Annotated in this window: 21 protein-coding genes and 1 pseudogene; 11 read left to right on the top strand and 11 right to left on the bottom strand. The window is 65.6% G+C overall.

The annotated features are described in order from the left end of the window. On the top strand, positions 1 to 96 hold a 96-nt coding region (locus AC3A6P_RS35250; RefSeq protein ID WP_487697208.1), incomplete at its 5' end, for a hypothetical protein. Positions 97 to 165: 69 nt separating this feature from the next. Here AC3A6P_RS35250 and AC3A6P_RS35245 read toward each other — a convergent pair. Continuing rightward, complete coding sequence (locus tag AC3A6P_RS35245; RefSeq protein ID WP_487697205.1) at positions 166 to 1,050, bottom strand: LysR substrate-binding domain-containing protein; 885 nt, start codon at positions 1,048 to 1,050, stop codon at positions 166 to 168. A 73-nt stretch (positions 1,051 to 1,123) separates the two neighbouring features. Here AC3A6P_RS35245 and AC3A6P_RS35240 point away from each other — a divergent pair, with 73 nt between their 5' ends. The 3 genes from AC3A6P_RS35240 to AC3A6P_RS35230 are packed head-to-tail and all read left to right on the top strand — an operon-like array spanning position 1,124 to position 3,623. Continuing rightward, entirely contained in the window at positions 1,124 to 2,335 is a 1,212-nt protein-coding gene (locus AC3A6P_RS35240) for an acetyl-CoA C-acetyltransferase (protein ID WP_487697203.1), read from the top strand. Beyond that, positions 2,332 to 2,991 (top strand): 3-oxoacid CoA-transferase subunit A, encoded by a 660-nt coding sequence (locus tag AC3A6P_RS35235; protein ID WP_487697201.1) that lies wholly within the window; start codon positions 2,332 to 2,334, stop codon positions 2,989 to 2,991. The genes AC3A6P_RS35240 and AC3A6P_RS35235 overlap by 4 nt, the downstream gene beginning before the upstream one ends. After that, positions 2,988 to 3,623, top strand: a complete 636-nt coding sequence (locus AC3A6P_RS35230; RefSeq protein ID WP_487697200.1) for a 3-oxoacid CoA-transferase subunit B — start codon at positions 2,988 to 2,990, stop codon at positions 3,621 to 3,623. Before AC3A6P_RS35235 ends, AC3A6P_RS35230 begins: the two co-directional genes overlap by 4 nt. Positions 3,624 to 3,645: 22 nt before the next feature. Here the strand turns inward: AC3A6P_RS35230 and AC3A6P_RS35225 are convergent, their stop codons facing one another. From AC3A6P_RS35225 to AC3A6P_RS35215, 3 genes and pseudogenes are all read right to left on the bottom strand, one after another. After that, positions 3,646 to 4,011, bottom strand: a complete 366-nt coding sequence (locus AC3A6P_RS35225; protein ID WP_487697198.1) for a heme-binding protein — start codon at positions 4,009 to 4,011, stop codon at positions 3,646 to 3,648. Between the two features lie 83 nt (positions 4,012 to 4,094). After that, positions 4,095 to 4,376: pseudogene (locus AC3A6P_RS35220) on the bottom strand (HNH endonuclease signature motif containing protein); the annotation flags it as partial. A 313-nt stretch (positions 4,377 to 4,689) separates the two neighbouring features. Then, complete coding sequence (locus AC3A6P_RS35215; protein ID WP_487697196.1) at positions 4,690 to 5,181, bottom strand: MarR family winged helix-turn-helix transcriptional regulator; 492 nt, start codon at positions 5,179 to 5,181, stop codon at positions 4,690 to 4,692. A gap of 88 nt (positions 5,182 to 5,269) precedes the next feature. Between AC3A6P_RS35215 and AC3A6P_RS35210 the strand changes: the two genes are divergently transcribed. After that, positions 5,270 to 5,815 (top strand): VOC family protein, encoded by a 546-nt coding sequence (locus tag AC3A6P_RS35210; RefSeq protein WP_487697194.1) that lies wholly within the window; start codon positions 5,270 to 5,272, stop codon positions 5,813 to 5,815. A 3-nt stretch (positions 5,816 to 5,818) separates the two neighbouring features. Then, on the top strand, positions 5,819 to 6,220 hold the full coding sequence (locus AC3A6P_RS35205) for a DoxX family protein (protein ID WP_487697193.1): 402 nt from the start codon (positions 5,819 to 5,821) through the stop codon (positions 6,218 to 6,220). 51 nt (positions 6,221 to 6,271) lie between these two features. Here the strand turns inward: AC3A6P_RS35205 and AC3A6P_RS35200 are convergent, their stop codons facing one another. Next, entirely contained in the window at positions 6,272 to 7,900 is a 1,629-nt protein-coding gene (locus AC3A6P_RS35200; RefSeq protein WP_487697191.1) for a flavin-containing monooxygenase, read from the bottom strand. Positions 7,901 to 7,917: 17 nt separating this feature from the next. Continuing rightward, complete coding sequence (locus AC3A6P_RS35195) at positions 7,918 to 8,850, bottom strand: alpha/beta hydrolase (RefSeq protein WP_487697189.1); 933 nt, start codon at positions 8,848 to 8,850, stop codon at positions 7,918 to 7,920. 115 nt (positions 8,851 to 8,965) lie between these two features. Between AC3A6P_RS35195 and AC3A6P_RS35190 the strand changes: the two genes are divergently transcribed. Continuing rightward, positions 8,966 to 9,775 carry an SDR family NAD(P)-dependent oxidoreductase gene (locus AC3A6P_RS35190; RefSeq protein ID WP_487697187.1) on the top strand — a complete coding sequence of 270 codons (810 nt, stop codon included), beginning with the start codon at positions 8,966 to 8,968 and terminating at the stop codon, positions 9,773 to 9,775. Between the two features lie 18 nt (positions 9,776 to 9,793). On the opposite strand, the gene AC3A6P_RS35185 is transcribed toward AC3A6P_RS35190, so the two are convergent. Further along, positions 9,794 to 11,497: a sigma-54-dependent Fis family transcriptional regulator gene (locus AC3A6P_RS35185; protein WP_487697185.1), complete on the bottom strand. Its 1,704-nt coding sequence runs from the start codon at positions 11,495 to 11,497 to the stop codon at positions 9,794 to 9,796. 215 nt (positions 11,498 to 11,712) lie between these two features. Here AC3A6P_RS35185 and AC3A6P_RS35180 point away from each other — a divergent pair, with 215 nt between their 5' ends. Genes AC3A6P_RS35180 through yczE form a run of 4 tightly spaced genes read left to right on the top strand, consistent with a single transcriptional unit; the run spans position 11,713 to position 16,003 of the window. Further along, positions 11,713 to 13,209, top strand: coding sequence for an NAD-dependent succinate-semialdehyde dehydrogenase (locus AC3A6P_RS35180; protein ID WP_487697183.1), 1,497 nt, complete (start codon positions 11,713 to 11,715; stop codon positions 13,207 to 13,209). Next, positions 13,206 to 14,465, top strand: a complete 1,260-nt coding sequence (locus AC3A6P_RS35175) for an iron-containing alcohol dehydrogenase (RefSeq protein WP_487697181.1) — start codon at positions 13,206 to 13,208, stop codon at positions 14,463 to 14,465. Before AC3A6P_RS35180 ends, AC3A6P_RS35175 begins: the two co-directional genes overlap by 4 nt. Positions 14,466 to 14,469: 4 nt before the next feature. Further along, positions 14,470 to 15,390, top strand: coding sequence for a 3-hydroxyacyl-CoA dehydrogenase (locus AC3A6P_RS35170; protein WP_487697180.1), 921 nt, complete (start codon positions 14,470 to 14,472; stop codon positions 15,388 to 15,390). A gap of 7 nt (positions 15,391 to 15,397) precedes the next feature. Beyond that, positions 15,398 to 16,003, top strand: coding sequence for a membrane protein YczE (yczE, locus tag AC3A6P_RS35165; protein WP_487697178.1), 606 nt, complete (start codon positions 15,398 to 15,400; stop codon positions 16,001 to 16,003). A gap of 67 nt (positions 16,004 to 16,070) precedes the next feature. Here yczE and AC3A6P_RS35160 read toward each other — a convergent pair whose 3' ends face one another. The 4 genes from AC3A6P_RS35160 to AC3A6P_RS35145 form a co-directional block, all read right to left on the bottom strand. Next, entirely contained in the window at positions 16,071 to 16,826 is a 756-nt protein-coding gene (locus AC3A6P_RS35160) for an SDR family NAD(P)-dependent oxidoreductase (RefSeq protein ID WP_487697176.1), read from the bottom strand. After that, complete coding sequence (locus AC3A6P_RS35155; RefSeq protein ID WP_487697175.1) at positions 16,816 to 17,550, bottom strand: SDR family NAD(P)-dependent oxidoreductase; 735 nt, start codon at positions 17,548 to 17,550, stop codon at positions 16,816 to 16,818. Before AC3A6P_RS35155 ends, AC3A6P_RS35160 begins: the two co-directional genes overlap by 11 nt. After that, positions 17,547 to 19,145 (bottom strand): purine-cytosine permease family protein, encoded by a 1,599-nt coding sequence (locus tag AC3A6P_RS35150; protein WP_487697173.1) that lies wholly within the window; start codon positions 19,143 to 19,145, stop codon positions 17,547 to 17,549. The genes AC3A6P_RS35155 and AC3A6P_RS35150 overlap by 4 nt, the downstream gene beginning before the upstream one ends. Positions 19,146 to 19,367: 222 nt before the next feature. Next, a complete protein-coding gene (locus tag AC3A6P_RS35145) occupies positions 19,368 to 20,114 on the bottom strand; it encodes an SDR family NAD(P)-dependent oxidoreductase (protein WP_487697172.1) in 747 nt (248 codons plus the stop codon). Between the last annotated feature and the right edge of the window lie 19 nt (positions 20,115 to 20,133).

The raw sequence follows: 20,133 nt of genomic DNA, 5'->3' as shown, positions 1-20,133 counted from the left end.
CTCGAAGGCGGCGCACAACCCAACGGCTACACCGAACCGATCCTGCACCGCCGCCGCCGCGAATACAAAGCAGCCGCGGCGCAAGCGATTCGGTAGGCAGCCAGCAGATTGGACTTACAGGTCCATTTTTCGAGGCGAACGATGGCCTCGTGAGCTTGCCGGTGCTCAGCGCGTGATGTCGGCCAGGGCCTTGACGACTTTCCTGACCAAGTGGTCATGCGCCGAGGCCGGCCACGCGGCCACCAACTCGACACCGAGGCTGCGGGGCTGCAGCGGCCGGTAGACGACACCGGCGATGTCCAGAGCGGACGTCGGCGCCGGCACCAGGGCCACCCCGAGGCCGGCCGCAACGAGGGTGACCAGGGTCGAGGTCTCCTCCACCTCGTGGCGCACCCGGGGAGTGAAGCCGGCGTCAGCGCACAGCGTGGTCACAAACGATCCCATGACGGAGCGCCCGCCGCCGACATGCGCCACAAAATCTTCGTCACGAAGATCGGACACGGCCAGGGTCTTCCGCTTGGCCAGCCGGTGGCCTTCGGGCAACGCCACCAGCAGTGAATCACGGCGGATGATCTCGGTGGTCAGGCCGGCATCGACCACCGGCGGGCGCAGCAGCGCAAGGTCGATTTCCCCGGCCGCCAATGCCGCGAGTTGCGCCGGCGCCAGCATCTCACCGCGCACGCGCACGTCGACGTCGGGAAGCAGCTCGCTCAGCGCGCGGACAAGCTGCGGCAGCACCGAATACGTGGCCGAGCCGACACACCCGATGGTCAGTCGGCCGGTGGTTCCCGCGGCCACCCGGCGGGCCAGATCCGCGGCGTCCTCTACCGCATCCAAGATCGTGACCACCCGCTCCAGGTACGCCTGGCCGGCCGGCGTCAGCTCGACGTTGCGGGTGGAGCGGATCAGCAGCGCCACACCCAATTCGCCTTCGAGCTGGCGGATCTGCTGCGACAGCGGCGGCTGGGCGATGAGCAGCCGTTGCGCCGCGCGGCCGAAGTGCAGCTCTTCGGCCACAGCCCGGAAGTAGCGCAGGTGCCGTAACTCCATTGAGACTTCCTGCCTATCAAACAAGCCAATTTAAGTATTTCAGAATATCCTCGGGGCAGCCTACCGTCGAGGGATGGATGTCGTGATCTGCAATCCCCTCCGCACCCCGGTAGGCCGGATGGGCGGCGCCCTGGCCGCGCTGACCGCAACCGACCTGGCCAACGCGGCACTGCGCGCGCTGATCGACCGCACCGGCCTGGGAGAACACGAGGTCGACGACGTTGTTCTGGGCAACGGCTATGCCAATGGTGAGGCGCCGGCCATCGGGCGCATCGCCGCCTTGGACGCCGGGTTGGGCACCGGGGTTCCCGGTCTGCAGATCGATCGACGGTGCGGGTCCGGGTTGCAGGCGGTGCTGTATGCCGCCGGGCAGGTGGCCACGGGCGCGGCCAACGTGGTGATCGCCGGCGGCGCGGAGTCGATGTCCAATGTCGAGCATTACGCCCTCGGCCTGCGGACCGGTGTCCGCCAAGGTGGTATCGCACTGTTGGATCGCCTGGACCGGGCTCGCGAAACCGCCGGCGGCAGTTCGCATCCCATTCCCGGCGGCATGATCGAGACCGCCGAGAACCTGCGCCGCGAATACGGCATCACCCGCGAAGAGCAGGATGAGCTGGCCGTACGCTCACATCACCGCGCGATTGCCGCACACGAATCCGGTCGCTTCGCCGACGAGTTGGTGCCGCTGACCGTGCCGGGCAGACGCGGTGAGCCTGACATCCTGGTCGATCGCGACGAGCACCCTCGGGCGGATATCAGTGTCGAGAAGCTGGCGGCCCTGCGACCCATCCGGGCCAAGATCGATGCCGAATCGACGGTCACCGCCGCCAACGCATCCGGCCAGAACGACGGTGCCGCACTGTGTGTGGTCACCACCTCCACCGACGCGGCCCGGCTGGGTTTGACGCCGATGCTGGCGCTGCGTTCGTGGGCGGTGACCGGCTGCGGCCCCGAAGTCATGGGCATCGGTCCCGTGAATGCCAGCGCAGCGGCGCTGCAGCGTGCCGGACTCACCCTCGACGACATCGACCTCATCGAACTCAACGAGGCCTTCGCCGCGCAGGTGCTGGCAGTGCTGGCCGAGTGGAAGGTCGATCCCCTCGATGAGCGGTTGAATCCGAACGGGTCCGGGATCTCGTTGGGGCATCCGATCGGCGCCACCGGCGCCCGCATTCTGGCGACCGCGGCCTATGAGGCCCGGCGCCGTGATGCGCGCACCGTCCTGGAAACCATGTGCATCGGCGGTGGCCAGGGCTTGGCCGCGGTGTTCGAGGTGGTCCGATGATGGCCACCATCTGTGACACCACTGCCGAGGCAGTGGCCGACATCAAAGACGGCAGCACCGTCCTGATCGGCGGCTTCGGAATGGCGGGCATGCCCGTTGCGCTCATCGACGCGCTGATCGATCATGGCGCAACAGATCTCACCGTCGTGTCGAACAACGCCGGCAACGGCGACACCGGTTTAGCTGCACTGCTTGCCGCCAAACGCGTACGCAAGGTGATCTGCTCGTTCCCCCGGCAGTCCGACTCCTGGGTCTTCGACGGCCTCTACCGCGCCGGCGACATCCAACTCGAGGTCGTACCGCAAGGCACCCTCGCCGAGCGGATGCGCGCCGCCGGCGCCGGCATCGGTGCGTTCTACTGCCCCACCGCAGTGGGGACACCCCTGGCAGAAGGCAAGGAGGAACGCGTGATCGACGGACGCACCTACATTCTGGAGTATCCCCTGGCTGGTGACGTCGCCCTGATCGGTGCCTACCGTTCCGACCGGATGGGCAACCTGGTGTACCGCAAGACCGCTCGCAACTTCGGGCCCGTGATGGCCACCGCCGCGGCCACCACCATCGTCCAGGTGAACGAAGTGGTCGACACCGGCACCCTCGATCCCGAAACCGTTGTCACTCCCAGCATCTACGTCGACAAGGTGGTGGCAGTATGAGCGCACTGACCAAAGAACAGATGGCCGCCCTCGTCGCGCGTGACATCCCGGCCGGCTCGTATGTCAACCTCGGGATCGGTCAGCCCACCACCGTGGCCGACCACCTTCCGGCCGGCGCCGGCATTGTGTTGCACACCGAAAACGGCATGCTGAACATGGGGCCGGCCGCCGTTGGCGATCAGATCGACCCCGACTTGACCAACGCCGGGAAGATCCCGGTCACCGAGCTTCCCGGAGCCGCGTACTTCCACCACGCCGACTCGTTCGCGATGATGCGCGGCGGCCATCTCGATGTCTGCGTGCTCGGTGCGTTCCAAGTGTCAGCCAAAGGAGATTTGGCCAACTGGCACACCGGCGCTGCCGACGCGATCCCCGCCGTCGGGGGCGCCATGGACCTGGCCATCGGCGCCAAGCAGGTGTTTGTGATGATGACGCTGTTCGCAAAAGATGGCTCGCCGAAGCTGGTTCCGTCGTGCACCTACCCGCTGACCGGCCTCGGCTGCGTCTCCCGCGTCTACACCGATCTGGCGGTTTTCGACATCGCGGCCGACGGCGTGACCATCCGCGACACCTTCGGCATCAGCCGGGCCGAACTCGCCGACCGTCTCGACGTGCCGTTCACCGACGCTTGACACCAGCGTGGAGTTCCACCGGTCACAGGATGTCGACGTCCCCGTCGCCGTCGGTGTCGCCGCAGCGAAGTCTGATGTCTTGCAGAGGTTTACGAATGTTCTTCAGCTCGGCGCCAACCTGTGGATTCGCGGTGAAGTACTCGTCGACCTTCGGCTGAATGGTCTCCGGCGACAACCCGTGCAGGCTGGTGAAGAAATCGTTGACCGCCGGATGGGTGAACAGATACGCCGAGGTTGCCGCCGACACACCAGAGCCCACCCCGGCAAGATCGGCAGCGCTGCAGTTCTGCGGTGGCTCGGCGATCGCCGCTGGGACGAACAACAAAGGCGTGCTGACCGCAGCGGCTCCGACGAAGCCGGCCACCACGCGACGGGCAGTGAGCAACATGGCTGTGAAGCTACACAGACTCCCTCGTTACTCACCTGGGAACGACCTGTGGGCATGCTGTCACCGGCAGTCAGTTGGTGGACGGGTGGTCGGGGTTCGAAGGGTGTGTACCTCCACCATTTGGCGCGTTCCCCCGTGGGGCCTGGGCACGGTGGAACATCGGGTGGCGGTGTGGTCGGTGGCCGGGCCAGGGATCCGGCGGTGAGGCGGCGGCCGGCGGCGTCGCTGACGACGAGTTGGTGGGCGGGGCCGGTGATGGTGATGAGACCGCGGTGATGGGCCCGGTGGTGATACGGGCACACCAGGGCCAGGTTCCACAACTCGGTCGGGCCACCGTCTTCCCAATGCTGCAGGTGGTGGGCGTCGCACGCCTGCGGTGCACTCAGGGAACTCGGCACAGCGCTGCGCCACCGTGGTGAGGGTCTTTGCGGTGCGCGGCGAGACACCGGTTCTGGCGGCCACCAACGACGCGATCTCCACGATCCGGCCGTCGAGGGCATTACGCTGCCCGGTCAACTCCGCCAACGTATCGAACAACACGTCAAGCCGCTGCGCGGGAAACATCCCGGCATCGGCCAACGGTGTTGCGGAAGAAGTGAACCCATCAAGACAGAAGGGTGTGACAAAACCGGGCCCAGAACACAACGGGCCCACACAACACAGCGGACAAGACCGAGGCTAGCGGTCATAGCGATGGTACGTACCGGTCATCGCGCCGTCCGGGTCGAGCCGGCCCAAGATGGCCTCGCTGATGGCGGCCAGTTGCGACACCTGTTCGGGCGTCAACGCGTCGATGACCATGTCCCTGACCGTCGCGGAATGCCCGGGTGCAGCTTCGCGCACTTTGCGCCAGCCCGCCGCCGTCAATCGAGCGTTGGTCACCCGGGCGTCGTCGGGAGAGGGAAACCGTTCGACCAGCCCGCGCTCCTCGAGCCGTTTCACGACGTGCGACAACCGGGGCGGTGTCGCACTGGTATGTGCGGCAAGCTCGCTCATACGCAAGGTCCGCTTCGGCGCCTCGGACAGCATCGCCAACACGAAGTACTCGAAGTGCAGGAGTTCTGCATCCCGGCGCAGCTGCGTGTCGAGAACACCGGGGAGCAACTCCAACACCGACGCCAATCGCACCCATGCCGCCAACTCAGCCTGCGTCAACTCAGCTGTCTTCACCACACCAGTGTGTCATGAAGTTGTAGCTACAACCATTTTCTGCTAGCTTTTGGTTGTAGCTACAACCAACTACGGAGTGCTGAGTCAGATGACCGTCTCACCTGTCCGCCTGAACCACGCAGTGTTGTTCGTCGCCGACGTCGACCGGGCGGTGGACTTCTACACGACGGTGTTCGGCATGGATCTTGTAGTGCGGGAACCTGGGCTCAACGGCGCGTTCCTGCGACTCCCCCGCTCGGGAAATCACCACGACCTCGGACTGTTCGGCATTCCCGGTGCGGTCCGGCCACCGCGACGGTCCGTCGGTCTCTACCACCTGGCGTGGCAACTCGACACCGTCGACGAGTTGGTCGAATTCCGCCGGGTGCTCATCGAAGCCGGTGCCTACACCGGCGAATCGAACCACGGAGCCACCAAGAGCGTCTACGGCGCCGATCCCGACGGCAATCAGTTCGAGATCATGTGGATGCTCCCACGCCAGGAGTGGGGTCAGCATGAGAACTCGGCCGTGGTCGAAATGCTGGATCTGGCAGCCGAAGTCAAGAATTGGTCAGGCGCCCGCACGGCCGGTGAACTCGTACACCAACCCGCGGGCAGCGCCGCCCGCGCCATTCCCGATTCGAAGGAGAACTGACCTGTGACCACACTCGATACCCGACTGAGCACGTACACACCCACCGCACTGGGGGTGTTCCGCATCGTCTTCGGCCTGCTGTTCCTGTGCCACGCGACGGCGCACCTGTTCGGCTGGCCGGGTGGCCAGGCCGCGGCGTTCGGTCAGTGGCCGTACTTCTACGCGGGCGTGATCGAGTTGGTGACCGGCGTGCTGATCGTCATCGGATTGTTCACCCGCGTCGCAGCGTTCATCGCCTCCGGCACCATGGCGTTCGCCTTCTTCATCGCGCATGTGTCAAAAGGCATTGTCCCAATGGTCAATGGCGGCGAAGCCGCGGTGCTGTACTGCTTTGCGTTCCTGTTCCTCGTCTTCGCCGGAGCCGGAGCATTTGCGCTCGACGCCCGCCGCGGAGCGCAGGTCTAGAACCGCCCAAGGCGGCCCCGAAGTCTGCTCCGGGGCCGCCTTTTTCAGCGCCTAGAGAGTCGCCGGCACGCGCCTACCGGCCAGCAGCGACGCATAACCGGACTGCTCGAGTTCGCGGCAGTAATGCTGGTACACCTGCCCGCCACCCATGTACACCTGGAACTCCTCGCGTTTGCCGGGCACGTTCTCACCCAGGAACCAGGCCTTGGCCTTCTTGCCTTCGGTGTACATCACCGTCGCCTTGCCGGTGCGTTCGGTCTCTTCGGCCCACCACTCCTCGGACTCCGGTGTGGCCTCGAAGGCGTCGACTTCGTTGTCGATTGCCCACTTCAGGGCCCGCTGCAGCCACTGCGCACCCAACTGGATGGGCACCACCAGGTTCGAGTACGGAGTCTGCGGCCCCAGCGACATGAAGAAGTTGGGAAAACCGTGGACGCTGATACCCAGGTTGGACCGCAGCCCGTCGCGGGCCCACCTCTCACGCAACGTGATTCCTTCACGCCCGACGATGTCGATGTTCGTCAAGGTGCCGGTCATGGCGTCGAATCCGGTGGCGAAGATCAGCACGTCCAGCTCGTACTCGGTATCACCGACACGAACTCCGGCCGGCGTGATCGCCGTGATCGGGGTGGACGCGGTGTCGATCAACTGCACATGGTCGAGGTTGAACGCGTCGTAGTAGCCGTGCCCGGTCGGGACCCGTTTGCCGTTGAACGAGTAGGTCTTCGGACTCAGCAGGTCCGCAGTGGCCGGGTCTTTCACGATCTCGCGGATCTTCGATCGGATGAACTCCGAGGCCAGCTCGCTGGCCTCGCGGTTGACGGCCAGGTCATTGAAACACTCGTTGGCGAAGTGGAATCCGCCTTCGTTCCATTTGCTTTCGAAGATTGCGCGACGCTGTTCGGGTGACACCTCCAGCGCGCTGAACTGCGCCGGTTCCATCGCCACGCCGAACGGGTGGTTGGCCGCCTTCTCGTAGATGGCGTCGTAGTTGTCCCGCAGCCACTGCATCTGCTCGTCGGTCACGGGGTCGTTGGTGGTCTCCACCACGAAGTTCGGGGTGCGCTGGAAGACCACGAATTCGTCGACCAGCGGCGCGATTTCGGGCACGATCTGAATACCGGAGGCGCCCAGGCCGATCAGGCCGACGCGCTTGCCTGCCAGGTCGACGCCCTCGCGCGGCCAGTGGGCGGTGTGGTACTTCGCGCCGGCGAAGCTGTCGATGCCGGGGATGTCCGGATAGATGGCCTGCGACAGCACCCCCATTCCGCTGATCAGGTACTTGGCCACCAGCGGTGCGCCACCGTCGATGTGAACCGTCCAGGTGTTGGTGTCCTCGTCGTAGTGGGCGGACTGCACCCGGGTGTTGAGCCGGATGTCGCGGCGCAGGTCCAATCGGTCGGCGACGAAGTTCAGGTAGGCCAGCACTTCCTGACCGGCGGGATAGCGCTGCGTCCAGGTCCACTCGTCGCGTACCTCCTTCGAGAACGAGAACGAGTAGTAGCTGTATTCACTGTCGGTGCGCACCCCGGGGTAACGGTTACCCAGCCAGGTGCCGCCCACGCCGTCCTGCGCGTCGACGACCAGGGTGTCCAGACCGATCTCGCGGAGGTGGTGCAGGATCGCCAAGCCGGAGAAGCCGGCTCCGATCACGATGGCGTCATGGGTTTCGATGGTCATCAGAACTCCTTGGAGGTTCAGGCGTTGGCGGGTTGGGCGGCGTGCAGGTGAGCACCGGCGGTACGGCGGTCCTGATACCAGGCCGCCATGGTGGCGATCGCACGATCGGCGGCGACCAGTTGACCTGCCTGCAAAGGAAATACATGCTGCTGGCCGGTCGCCACATCGAAGGTGACGTCCACGCCGTCAGCGGTTGCGCGCGTGTGGAGCCGTGTTGCGTCGGCGTACAGCGATTCGATGTCGGCGGCGGTGATGTAGAGGGGCGGGAAGCCGGTGAAGTCGGCGTAGAGCGGATTGACCAGCGGGTCGGTCGGATCTGCACCGCCGGACAGATAGCGGTCGATGTTGCCCTGCAACCCTTCCCTGGTGATCAGGAAATCGGTGGCGTCGTTGGACACCAGCGTCTCCCCGGTGTTCTCCATGTCCAGCCACGGCGAGATGGCCATGACCAGCCCCGGCTTGCGGTGTAACCGCAGCGTGGTGGCGATCGCGATGTTGGCGCCCGCACTGTCACCGACGAAACTGATGTCGGCCGGCGCGATACCCGCGGCGGTCAGACCGTCGAAGACGGCGGTGGCGTCGTCCAGTTGCGCGGGGTACGGATGTTCGGGCGCGCGGCGGAAGTCGGCGACGAAACCCACGGCGCCGCAGGCGGCGGCGACATGGCCGGCGAGTTTGCGATGGCTGGCCGATGACCCGAGCGCGAATCCGCCGCCATGCAGGAACACCAGCACCTGGGTGGGGTCCGCGGTCAGCGGGGTCACCAGAATCCCGGGCACGCCGCCGATCTCGGTGGATTTGTAGGTGACGTCCTCGGGTTCGGCGGTGGCGCGCTGCCAGTCCTCGAACACCCACCGCATCAACCGCAAGGACATCTGCGGGTTGGCGACGAACTCCTCTGTCCATTCGGCATAGATGGCGCCGAGCGGATCGGTGGGCTGACCGGTCATATGCGTCTCCTGAAATCGGTTGACAGCGGCTGTGATCCGCCGCACTGCAGCCAGTCTGTGACGCTGGGAGACACCCGCCGCGAGGTGTCGCAGATTGACACACCGCTGTCTCAGCGTGACGCAGGTCACTGCGGCGGCATCGGCGCGCGCCACGCTGTCCTCACCGCATCCCCTCGATGAGAGAAGCACCCCCATGAACCGTCTGAACGACAAAGTCGCGCTGGTCACCGGCTCGTGCCGCGGCATCGGACACGCCATCGCCGAGGCGTTCGCCCGCGAGGGCGCCACCACCATCGCCACCGGACGCTCGAAGACCGACGAATCCTTCGGGCCCCGGTCACCCGGAATCGACTACCGCCAGCTCGACGTCTCCCAGGAGGACGACTGGTCGACCGTCATCGCTGAGGTGCTGGACCGGTACGGCCGTATCGACGTGTTGGCCAACAACGCCGGCATCATCGCCTACCAGTCACTGCACGAACTCAGCGTGTCCGAGTGGGAGCGCGTCATCGCCACCAACCAGACCGGTACCTGGCTCGGTATGCGTGCCGTCATTCCCCACATGGTGAGCCGGCGCACCGGTTCGATCATCAACGTCTCCTCCATTTGGGGCAATGCCGCCGTCGCGGGCGCGCACGCCTATCACGCCACCAAGGGCGCGGTCCGCAACATGTCCAAGAGCGCGGCGATCAGTTATGCCAAGGACAACGTGCGGGTGAACTCGGTGCATCCGGGCTTCATCAAGACCCCACTGACCGACGCGCAGGAAGTCGAGATCAACGAGTTCGTCGTCGCGCAGACACCGATGGGGCGGGCCGGTCTGCCCGGGGAGATCGCCGACGGCGTGGTGTTCCTGGCTTCCGATGAGGCCAGCTTCATCACCGGGTCGGAGCTGGTGATCGACGGGGGTTACCTGGCGCAGTAGGCGCACCCGGCAGGCTCGTCACCCGGAGATGTTGTAGGTCTTGAGCTTTCGGTGGATCGTCGCGCGCGAGACACCGAGCAGCTCGGCCGCCTTCGAGCGGTTGCCACCGGCCTCCTGTAGCGCTCGCCGGATGGTCTCCATCTCGGTGCGCTCGATCATCGACCACGACCGCCGGGCCCGCAGCGAGTCGGGTAGGTGATCCAGTTGCACCAGCCCGCGGACACCCTCGGAGACCAGTTGTTCGACCAGCGTCCGTAATTCGGTGATGTTGCCCGGCCACCCCGCGGTCTCCAGAGCCCGACGTGCGTCGTCACCGAGTGCCAGGCGAAGGCCTGGGGAGCGTTGTGCCACCAGCGCATTCCACAGGCCGGAGATGTCACCGGAGCGTTCGCGCAGCGGTGGCACCCAGACCATCGCCACCCCCAGCTTGGTCGCCAACGCCTCGGCCTCGGCCTGGTCGGCGGCGGTGGCCGTCAGCAGCACCGAACCGCGGATCATGGTGCGCACTGCCGCGATAGTCTGCGAGTCGAGATGCTCCACCGCACGCACCACCACACGCGGTGCGGTCGAGAGGGTCTCGGCAAGCTGACGCAGCCAGGCCTGGTCACCGACGATCTGACGTTGTGCGGTGTGCACCACCTCGACATCGGGCTGCGCCACACCCGGTCGGTACGGGCGGCCCAGTGCCAGGGATGTCTTCCCGCTGCCGGCCTCACCGGCGATCAGCAGCGCGCTGCGCGCCGCGATGTGCCTGCTGACGTGGTGCGCGGCAGCCAGCCACGACTTCGTCTGCCCCACCAGCGCGTCGGCCGTCGTCCTGCCGTGACCGACGGACACCCGCGGCGCCGGACTCAATGTGGCCACCACCCCGGCCGCACCGTCGAGCACGGTCACATCCACAGCTGTTGTACCGATGGACAATTCGGCGGTCAGCCGGGCGTCGTGACGCATACCGGCGCACAGGTGCCCGATCAGATCGACGTCGGACTGGGTGAGTTCGCCGGCCCGCCGGCTACGCATCGTCAACCCGTCGGGCCCGAACGCCACCACCGGCCCGGTGTGTCTGCCCGAGGCGTCGAGGAACGCCGCCAACATGGCCCGTGCGCCTGGTTGCGCAACGTCGAGGACGTGTTGTTGCAGTTGCGAGGCAAGCGAATTCGTCAGCGGAAGCAGCAAGCCGCTGCGCTCGTCGATCTTCGTCGACATCGTCACCGCGGCCAGCAGCTTGCCCGTGATCGGATGCCAGACGGGCGCGCCGGTGCACAGTGCGTTCTGGTAGACGTCGGCGAAATGCTCGGCACCTTCGATCAGCACGCTCTTCCCCGAGGCCAGGGCGGTGCCCACCCCGTTGGTGCCGACGGCATCCTCGGCCAGCACCGCGCCACGGACGGTGCCCAGGCGATCGAGTTGATTCATGGCGGCGGAGTCCTGCGACCACCGCTGCACGATGCGGCCCTGGGCATCGGCGAGCAGCAGGCCCATCCCCGACCCGGCCAGATCCTCCGCGGCGCGGGCCATCGGCGCCTGGAACATCTCCAGTAAATGGTTGTCGAGCAGGTCCTCGTCGACCCGCGGCACGTCACGCACGTTGGCCGGCGCCCCGAGAGCGCTCTTGGACCGCAGCCAGGACTCCAAGAGCTCGGTGGGCACCGCCTGACCTGCATCGGAAGCAGTGAGGAACTGCGCGCGGATCTCCTCTATCCGCGATCCAGTGGGTCTCACCGACACCTATGACTCCTTGCGTCACGCCTTCGACAGCAACCCGAATGCGATCTGGGTCACACAGTACATCCTGGGCCGTCTCCCCCGGGCGATCGCCAACTGTCTCAAAAAGACGCAGTCGTCGGTGGGGTCACATCGGCGTCTTAGCGTGATGTGAGACCGCGGTGGAGTAGCCCGCGGCAGCCACTTCCTCAATCCCTGAAAGACGGAGAACCATGACGACGACTCTGGTCAGCCCTTCCGACACCGCCGCCGTCCACGGTCGCCGGGTCCCCACGGGCTTGTTCATCGACGGACTCTGGCGGCGGGGGGAGACGACGTTCGCCGTGCTCGATCCCGCCACCGGCGCCGAGATCGCGGCGGTTTCCGACGGCACCGCCGACGACGCGCTGGCCGCCCTGGATGCGGCGGCGGCGGCCCAGTCGGCGTGGCGTCACGTGGCCCCACGGGACCGTGCTGAGCTGTTCACTGCCGCCCACCGGCTGCTGCTGTCGCGGGCCGAGGCGTTCGCCGACGTGATGACGGCCGAGAGCGGGAAGCCGCTGGCCGAGTCACGCGCAGAGTTCGCCCTGTCCGCGGAGTTCTTCCTCTGGTACACCGAACAGATCGCGCACCTGCACGGCACGTTCGCACCGGCGTCGCACGGCGGTTACCGCGTGATCACCACCCATCAGCCGGTGGGCCCCGCCCTGTTGATCACGCCGTGGAACTTCCCGATGCTGATGATCGCCCGCAAGGCCGGTGCAGCGCTGGCCGCGGGCTGCCCGGTCATCGTCAAGAGCGCCAAGGAAACTCCGCTGACATGCGCTCTGTTCGTCGAAACTCTGCGCGAGGCAGGGTTTCCCGACGGGGTGGTGAACCTCGTGCACACTTCGTCGTCAGCTGCGGTGTCAACGGCACTGATGGCCGATGACCGCCTGCGCAAAGTCAGCTTCACCGGATCGACCGGCGTCGGTGCCACCCTGCTGGAGCAGGCGGCTCCTGGCATCATCAACACCTCCATGGAACTCGGCGGTGACGGGCCGTTCATCGTGCTCGACGACGCCGACGTGGAACTCGCGGCACAGCAGGCCGTCGTCTGCAAGTTCCGCAATGCCGGGCAGGCGTGCGTGGCCGCCAACCGGATCATCGTGCACAGCTCCGTCGCGCAACGGTTCACCGACCGCTTCGTCGAACTCACCGAAGCGCTGAACGTCGGCAACGGCTTCGACGACGGCACCGATGTCGGACCGATCATCTCAGCGCGGCAACGTGATTCGGTGGTCGATTTGGTGCAGACCCTACGCGGGACCGGCGCCGAGCTGCTCACCGGCGGTGCGCCACTTCCCGGCGACGGCTACTTCTTCTCCCCCACCGTGTTCCGGGTGCCGGGCCGGCCCGCAGAGCTGTGCAGTCGCGAACTGTTCGCTCCTGTCGCCACCGTCTACGAAGTGGGGTCCACCGCCGAGGCCATCGCCTTCGCCAACGACACCAGCTACGGGCTGGCAGCGTACGTATTCACCAAGGACCTGTCGCGCGCGCTGGCCGTCGGGGAGCGACTGGACTTCGGCATGGTCGGCATCAACCGCGGCATCATGGCCGACCCGGCCGCCGCGTTCGGTGGCGTCAAGGCCTCCGGTCTGGGCCGCGAGGGTGGCCACGATGCCATCTATGACTACCTCGAACCCAAGTACCTCGCCGTGACCGTCAATGAGGAAGAAGGCCTGTCATGACCACCTTCGCCGCGCCGCCCGCGCTGCACACCGCCAACGAGCTCGGCCTCGGGTTGCTTCGTCAGCCGACGATGGTGCTCTTCGGAGCAGGCCAGCGTCGCCAGATCCCGCGCGTCGTGGCGGGAATCGCGACGCGGGTGCTGATGGTGACCGACGCCCGTATGGCCGCCAGCGCCGAATTCGGGTTGCTCGTCCAGGCTTTGGTGGACCACGGGTTGTCGGTGTCGGTTTATGACGGCACCGAACCCGACCTGCCGCGCCGCAATGTCGTCGATATCGTCGAGCGATTCGGCGCCTCGACACCTGAGGCGATCGTCGGGATCGGCGGCGGATCGTGCATGGACCTGGCCAAGGTGGCCTCGGTGGTGCTCACCCACGGCGGCGATGTGCGCGACTACTACGGTCAGTTCCTGGTCCCGGGACCCGGGATCCCGGTGATCACCGTGCCCACCACCGGCGGCACCGGCGCCGAAGTCACCTGCATCTCAGTGGTTTTCGACGAAGACCAGGGCATGAAGGTGGGCGTGGCGAGCCCGCATCTGGAAGCTCACGCCGCCGTCATCGACCCCGAACTGACGCTCACCTGCCCTCCCGGCTTGACCGCGGCCTCCGGCGCGGACGCCCTGTCGCATCTGATCGAGTCGTTCACCGGCCGAGCCAAAAATCCTGACGCCGACCAGCTGGCCACCACCTTGTACGCCGGTAAGAACGTACTGGCCGACGTGTACGCACGCACCGGGCTGGCACTGCTGAACCGGTCACTGCCGGCGGTCGCCGCCGACCCCGGCGACCTTTCGGCCCGGTCGGACACGCTGTTCGGCGCGTACTGCGCCGGGATGGCGATCAATACCGCCGGCACCGCGGGAGCGCATGCCATCCAGTCTCCGATCGGCGCGCTCACCCACACCCCACACGGTTTCGGCATCAGTGCCCTGCTGCCCTACGTCATGCGGTACAACCTGCCCGCCCGGGTGCCGGAATTCGCGGAGATCGGCCGTATCCTCGGGGTGGCCGAGCCGACGGATCCCGAAGAGAGGCAGGCACGGTCGGCGATCGACCGGATCGAGGAGATCCTGTCTGCTCTCGGCGCTCCGCTGGATCTGCGGACCTTGGGTCTGGATCCCGGCGACTTCACCTACGTCGCGCAACAGAGCATGCTGGCCACCCGGCTGACGGCCAACAATCCGCGCACGCTGACGCCGGAGTCGGTGATGTCGATTCTCGAGCACGGTTACGCCGGCGACCGGGGCTGGTGACGACGTGGCTATCGCGGTGCTGGGCGCCGGTTCCATCGGGGTGGCGTTCGCAGTCTTGTTCGCCCGGCAAGGCGTGGAGGTGTCGGTCTACGATCCCGTCGATGCCGCGCTGCCGCGGGCTGCCACGGAGCTGGCAAGTCGGCTGGAACAGTTGGGTGTTGTTTCGCCGCCCTCCGTGCGCTTCACCTCGGACCTCGCGTCTGCGCTCGACCGTGCCCAGTTCGTGCAGGAGTGCGCTCCCGAGCGTCTCGACGTCAAACAGGACTTGTTTCGCCGCGCCGCCGCACTGACGTCGGCTGACGTTCCCCTGGTGAGCTCGAGTTCGGCGATCGTGCCGAGCGCGTTGGCTGCGGGTCTCAGCGCGGACGTCGCCGCGCGGGTTCTTGTCGGGCATCCGGGCAATCCGCCGTATCTGCTGCCGGTGATCGAAGTGGTGCCCTCGCCCGTTTCTTCCGAAATCGTTGTGCAGCAGACGGTCTCGCTGTACCGAGCGGCCGGGATGCGACCGGTGCTGGTGCGCCGCGAGGTGGAGGGCTTCCTGTTCAATCGGCTGCAGGGCGCCTTGTTGCGCGAGGCCTACTGCCTGGTGCGCGACGGGGTGGCGACCGTCGACGACATCGATGAGGTGGTGCGCAGCGGGCTGGGCCGGCGCTGGAGTGTCATCGGCCCGTTCGAGACCGCTGACCTCAACACCCGTGGCGGCATCGAGTCACACGCCGCCAAGATGGGTCCTGCTTATGCCCGCATGGGGTCCGAACGCGGACAACATGATCCGTGGACCCCGCAACTCGTGGCCGAGGTGACCGCACAACGACGCGCAATCCTGGACCTCGACGATTGGGACGAGCGGGTGCGGTGGCGGGACCGGAAGCTGATGGAGTTGGCCGCGGTATTGGAGGAAGGTAGCACTGTCGGCGTAGTGTGACTGCCTTGTGAACAGGTGGCTACCCAGGCCGCTGCAGGCGGTCTCGCTGGTCGCCGGTCAGTGGATTTTCGGCACCGGCGAAGCCATGCTCGTCGCGGCTCACCTGGGTAACTCACCGTGGACGGTATTCGCGCAGGGGCTCGCGAGCCTGACTCCCCTGTCGGTCGGGGTGATGACCAACATCATCGGTGCGGCCGTGCTGCTCCTGTGGATACCGCTGCGCCAGCGACCCGGACTCGGGACCGTGGCCAATGTGATCCTGGTCGGCACCGCCCTGGATGTCTCCCTGAGGTGGTTGCCTCAGCCGGATGGCTTGGTGGCCCGGTTGGCGTTGTGCATCGGCGGCATCGCGGTGGTTGCTCTGGGAAGTGGCTTGTACCTGCGATGCGGGCTGGGGCCCGGCCCGCGCGACGGGCTCATGACGGGGCTGGCCCGCGTGACCGGGTGGCCGCTGGGAGCGGCGCGAACTGCAGTCGAGGCCACCGTGCTGGTCTGCGGATGGCTTCTCGGTGGCGTCGCCGGCCTCGGCACGCTGCTGTTCGCGGTTTTCATCGGTCCCGGCGTGCACGCCGCTGTTCGTTTGCTCAGCCGCATCCCGGACGACGAGCTGTAGGTGTGGAGCACACGTGACTGGCGCGTCCGGGACTTCGCTGCGCGTCATCGGCCCCGGGACAGTGCAGTCAGATCACCGCTCCACCGTTGGGACTGATTATCTGTCCGACCATATAAGTGCCTGCGTCGCCCGCCAGAGCTTCGGCGACTGCGGCGATCTCATCAGGTGTGCCGTAGCGTCCGATCGGCAGACGTTGCGCTTCCGCGCCGGACGCGTATTCATCGACTGCCATCAACATCGCGGTGGCAACCGGTCCGGGGGCAATCGAGTTCACGAGAATTCCAGCGTGGGCGTACTCGCGCGCGAGTGCCTTCGTCAAGCCGACGATTGCCCCCTTCGACGCGCAGTAGGCCGCGGATTCGGCGGCGCCGGTGATACCCAACTCACTGGCAATCGTGATGATTCTTCCCGCTCCCCTACCGAGCATCCCGGGCAACGCGGCCTTGATCACTGCGAAACACCCATTGAGGTTCGTGTCCAGGATGTTGTCCCACACCGACCATTCGACAGTTGCCGACGGCCCGTGTTGGTGAATACCGGCACAGGGCACGACGAGGTCTATTCCACCAAAGTGTTTCTCGACTTCTTCGACGAAGGAGGTGACCGAGTCACGTTGTCTCACATCCAACCTGCGCACCAAGACCCGTGGGGTCGGGTTCGAGGTGGTGTAGATGCCACCAAAACTGAACTCATCGGAAATATCGGCCACGGCGATCCGCCAGCCCGACTCGGCGAGGCGATGAGCTATCGCCGCGCCGATACCGGTCGCTCCGCCGGTGATCAACGCTGTCTTGTCCGAACCGAATGTGCCGTCAGCGTCCACGCCAGAAACCTCCACTCACGTTCAGGACCGTGCCCGACAACCAGTTCCCTCCGGGGCCGAGCAGATAATCCACTGCATGTGCAATGGGTTCCGGACCGCCGAACCCCAATGCCTGCGCGTCCCGATAGTGCTGCGCCTGCCCTTCCGTCATCGGCTCGCCTGTTGATCCCGTGGCTCCCGGCGCTATCGCGTTGACCAAGATGCCGTTGCCTTCCAGTTCGGTCGCCAAACTCATTGTCATGCCGATTATCCCGGCTTTGGCTGCGGCGTAGGCCACCGAGACGCCAGGTGTTGGCACCACGCCGCAAATCGACGAGATGTTGACGACGCGGCCGGAGCCAGCGGCAATCATGGCCGGAAGGCAGGCTCTGGTCATGTTCCACGTGCCCGTGAGATTCACGTCGATAATCCGACGCCAATGCTGGTCGTCGATAGAAGTGGGAGCGACGAACTGGGCGTCGATACCCGCCACGTTCACCAGGAAGTCGATACCACCCAAGTCGCGGATCGCTGCAGACACAGCTGCATCCACCGACTCCGTCGACGCGATGTCGACGGCGTAAGCCTTCTTGCCCAGAGCCTTCGCAACCTGACCCACCTTGTCGAACTGGATATCGGCCAATGCGACATCAGTGCCGCTGTTGGTCACGAGGTGTCTGGTCACGGCTTCGCCGATACCCTGGGCCGCGCCGGTCACCAAGCCTTTGAGAACCGGTCGTTTCATGGGCGATCACCGACACTCGTTGCTGCCCCGGGCCGAGAGGTCAGCGGCGCTCGAACACCGCCGCTGATCGGCGGCGCGACAACATCTTTTGTCGGGACCCATCGTGGCCCCTTCGGCCCGTGAACGTACCGGGGTTCAGGGGACACCACCAGCAGCGCGTAGTACACGATGCCGGTGACGATGAAGGTGAAGAAGAAGCTGACATCAACACCGGCAAATAGGGCGTTGAGTGGGCCGACGATCATCGGCGTGTTCGCAGTCAACAGCCCGAGCACACATCCGATGAACCAGGCAGTCAGGGCGCGGACATTGAAACCGGCCACTGACCAATAAATGCCACCCCGCTGCCGCCTGGCGAACACCTGCAGATCATCACTCTGGTAGTAGGCGCGCCGTGTGATGAACCCGACGAGCATGATGGCAATCCATGGGGCGGACAAGATCAGAATCAAACTCAAGAAGCTGTTGACCGTGTCGACGAGATCGAAGACGAACCGCCCCAGGAAGACGACCACAATGGAAATGGCCCCGATGATGAAGGTTCCCTGCACCCGACTCACCGTGTGCACCAGCGACGAGAAGTCCAGGCCGGTACCGTACAGAGAGGCCACCCCGCCGGAGACTCCGCCCACGAGCCCAATCATGACGATCGCCGGAACGAACCACGATGGTGCCACCGAGATCAGACCATTCATGTAGTCCGCTGCATCGGGGACAAGGGTGGCCGTCGCCGCGCCGAAGAAGAATGGCACAAGCGAGATGACGTGGGCGAGAAAAGTCAGCAGCGCGAGTCTGGCGCCGCTGGTCTCGGACGGTAGGTAACGAGACCAGTCCCCGAGAAATGGTCCGAAGGACAACGGATTTGCCATGGCCACCAACATCGCGGCCACCCACGTCGAAGTCGCTGACCCGAATGCGTAGCCAGCCGGGTGACCTGAGTACGTGAAATCTATTTGGCCCCAGAACGCGGCGACGCCTACGGCCAGCACAACGAAGAGCGCGGGTGCGATGAAGGCGTTGACCCGCAGCACGCTCCGGTACCCCGCAATACAGATCAGGTAGATCAAAGCGGCGGTGGCGGCGTAACAGATCGCGGTCAATGCGTCTCCGGCGGCCTGCGGCGCGATGCGTGAAATCGCCGCCGCCACGGAGTCCCCGCCGACCCACACGGAAACGGTGAAGAAGGTCATGGCGATCAGCAGTGACAGCGACGTTCCGACAATCCGCCCGCGGACGCCGAAGTGCGCGCCGGATGTCACGGCGTTGTTGGTGTGTGTCTTGGAACCGAATATCGAAAGAGGAGCGAGGAAGACCGCGCCGACGAGAGTGCCGACCGTGATCGCCGTTACCGCCTGCCACAGGCTCAGTCCCATTGCTATCGGCAATGTTCCGAGAATCACCGTGGTGGTGGCCAGCGCCGCACCGACAGCGATTCTGAAGAAATCCGAGGGTCTCGATGTCTGTTGATCGGGTGGGATCGGTTCGATCCCGATGACTTCGACCAGTCGCCGGCTGTGGCCATCCGCACCGGAATGCTGACCGGCGGCGGCGTTGTGTGCCCCGCGGGGGTCCTCCGGGGGAAGTAGATGCGTCATCGAACCTCCTCGGTGCACGAGACCCCAAGGAGCCTGTGCGCTATGCGCCCTAACGGGTGCCCATCGCACACCATTGAAGTCGCACGCGTTTCCACTGTCAATACCGCGATCGTTCAATCATTCACAGCGACAACGCAGTTGCCCGCCGTCCGACGACGCGGGCGGCGGGCAACAGGTGAACTGCCAGAGACCGAGCGGAGCGATCACATCGGACGGTCCGACTCACCGTCCGCGCAGTCGTCCCCCGCTGACGTTGAGGATGGCACCGCTGACCCAGTCTCCGGACGAATCGAGGAGATAATGGGTGGCATCAACCAGCGGCTGAGGACCCCCGAACCCCAGCGGGTGGTTCTTCAGATAGGCCGGCACGTCGCTGGGATCCATCGGTGTACCGGTGTTACCGGTCGGTCCTGGCATCAGGCAGTTCACCAGGATGTTGTGCTGTTCCATCTGAGTGGCCAGCGCCACGGTGAGACCGATCAATCCTGACTTGGCGGCGCAGTAGGCCGGTGAGATGTTCTGGCCACCGATGTACACCGACGACGAACTGACATAGACAATGCGGCCGAACTCGCGTTCCACCATGCCGGGCAGGACAGCCTGTGTGCACCACCACTGGCCCGTGAGATCGATGTCGATCAGTGTGTTCCAATGTGCCCCGTCTATTTTCAGTGCATGTCCGGGCTGGGCATCGAGACCGCCGTTGTTCACCAACGCGTCGATACTGCCGAAGTCGCGTGTCACGGCGTCGACGAGTTCGCTGACGCTGGCCTGATCCGCGACATCGACCCGGTAGGCGCGCACCTTGCCACCGTCGTCGGCCAGGGATTCGCCGACTTCACTCACCTTATCGAAGTCGATGTCCGCCAGAGCAACGGTGGCGCCGCGCATCGCCAGCGATTCAGCAATCGCCTTTCCGATGCCCTGGGCGGCACCGGTGACGAGCGCGACACGTTGGAAAGTGGTCATGAAATATCTCCTGAGGATT

This window comes from Mycobacterium sp. Soil_C_30, assembly GCF_057656995.1.
The sequence above is the reverse complement of the archived record's forward strand: the minus strand, read 5'-3'. Positions and strand labels throughout refer to the sequence as shown.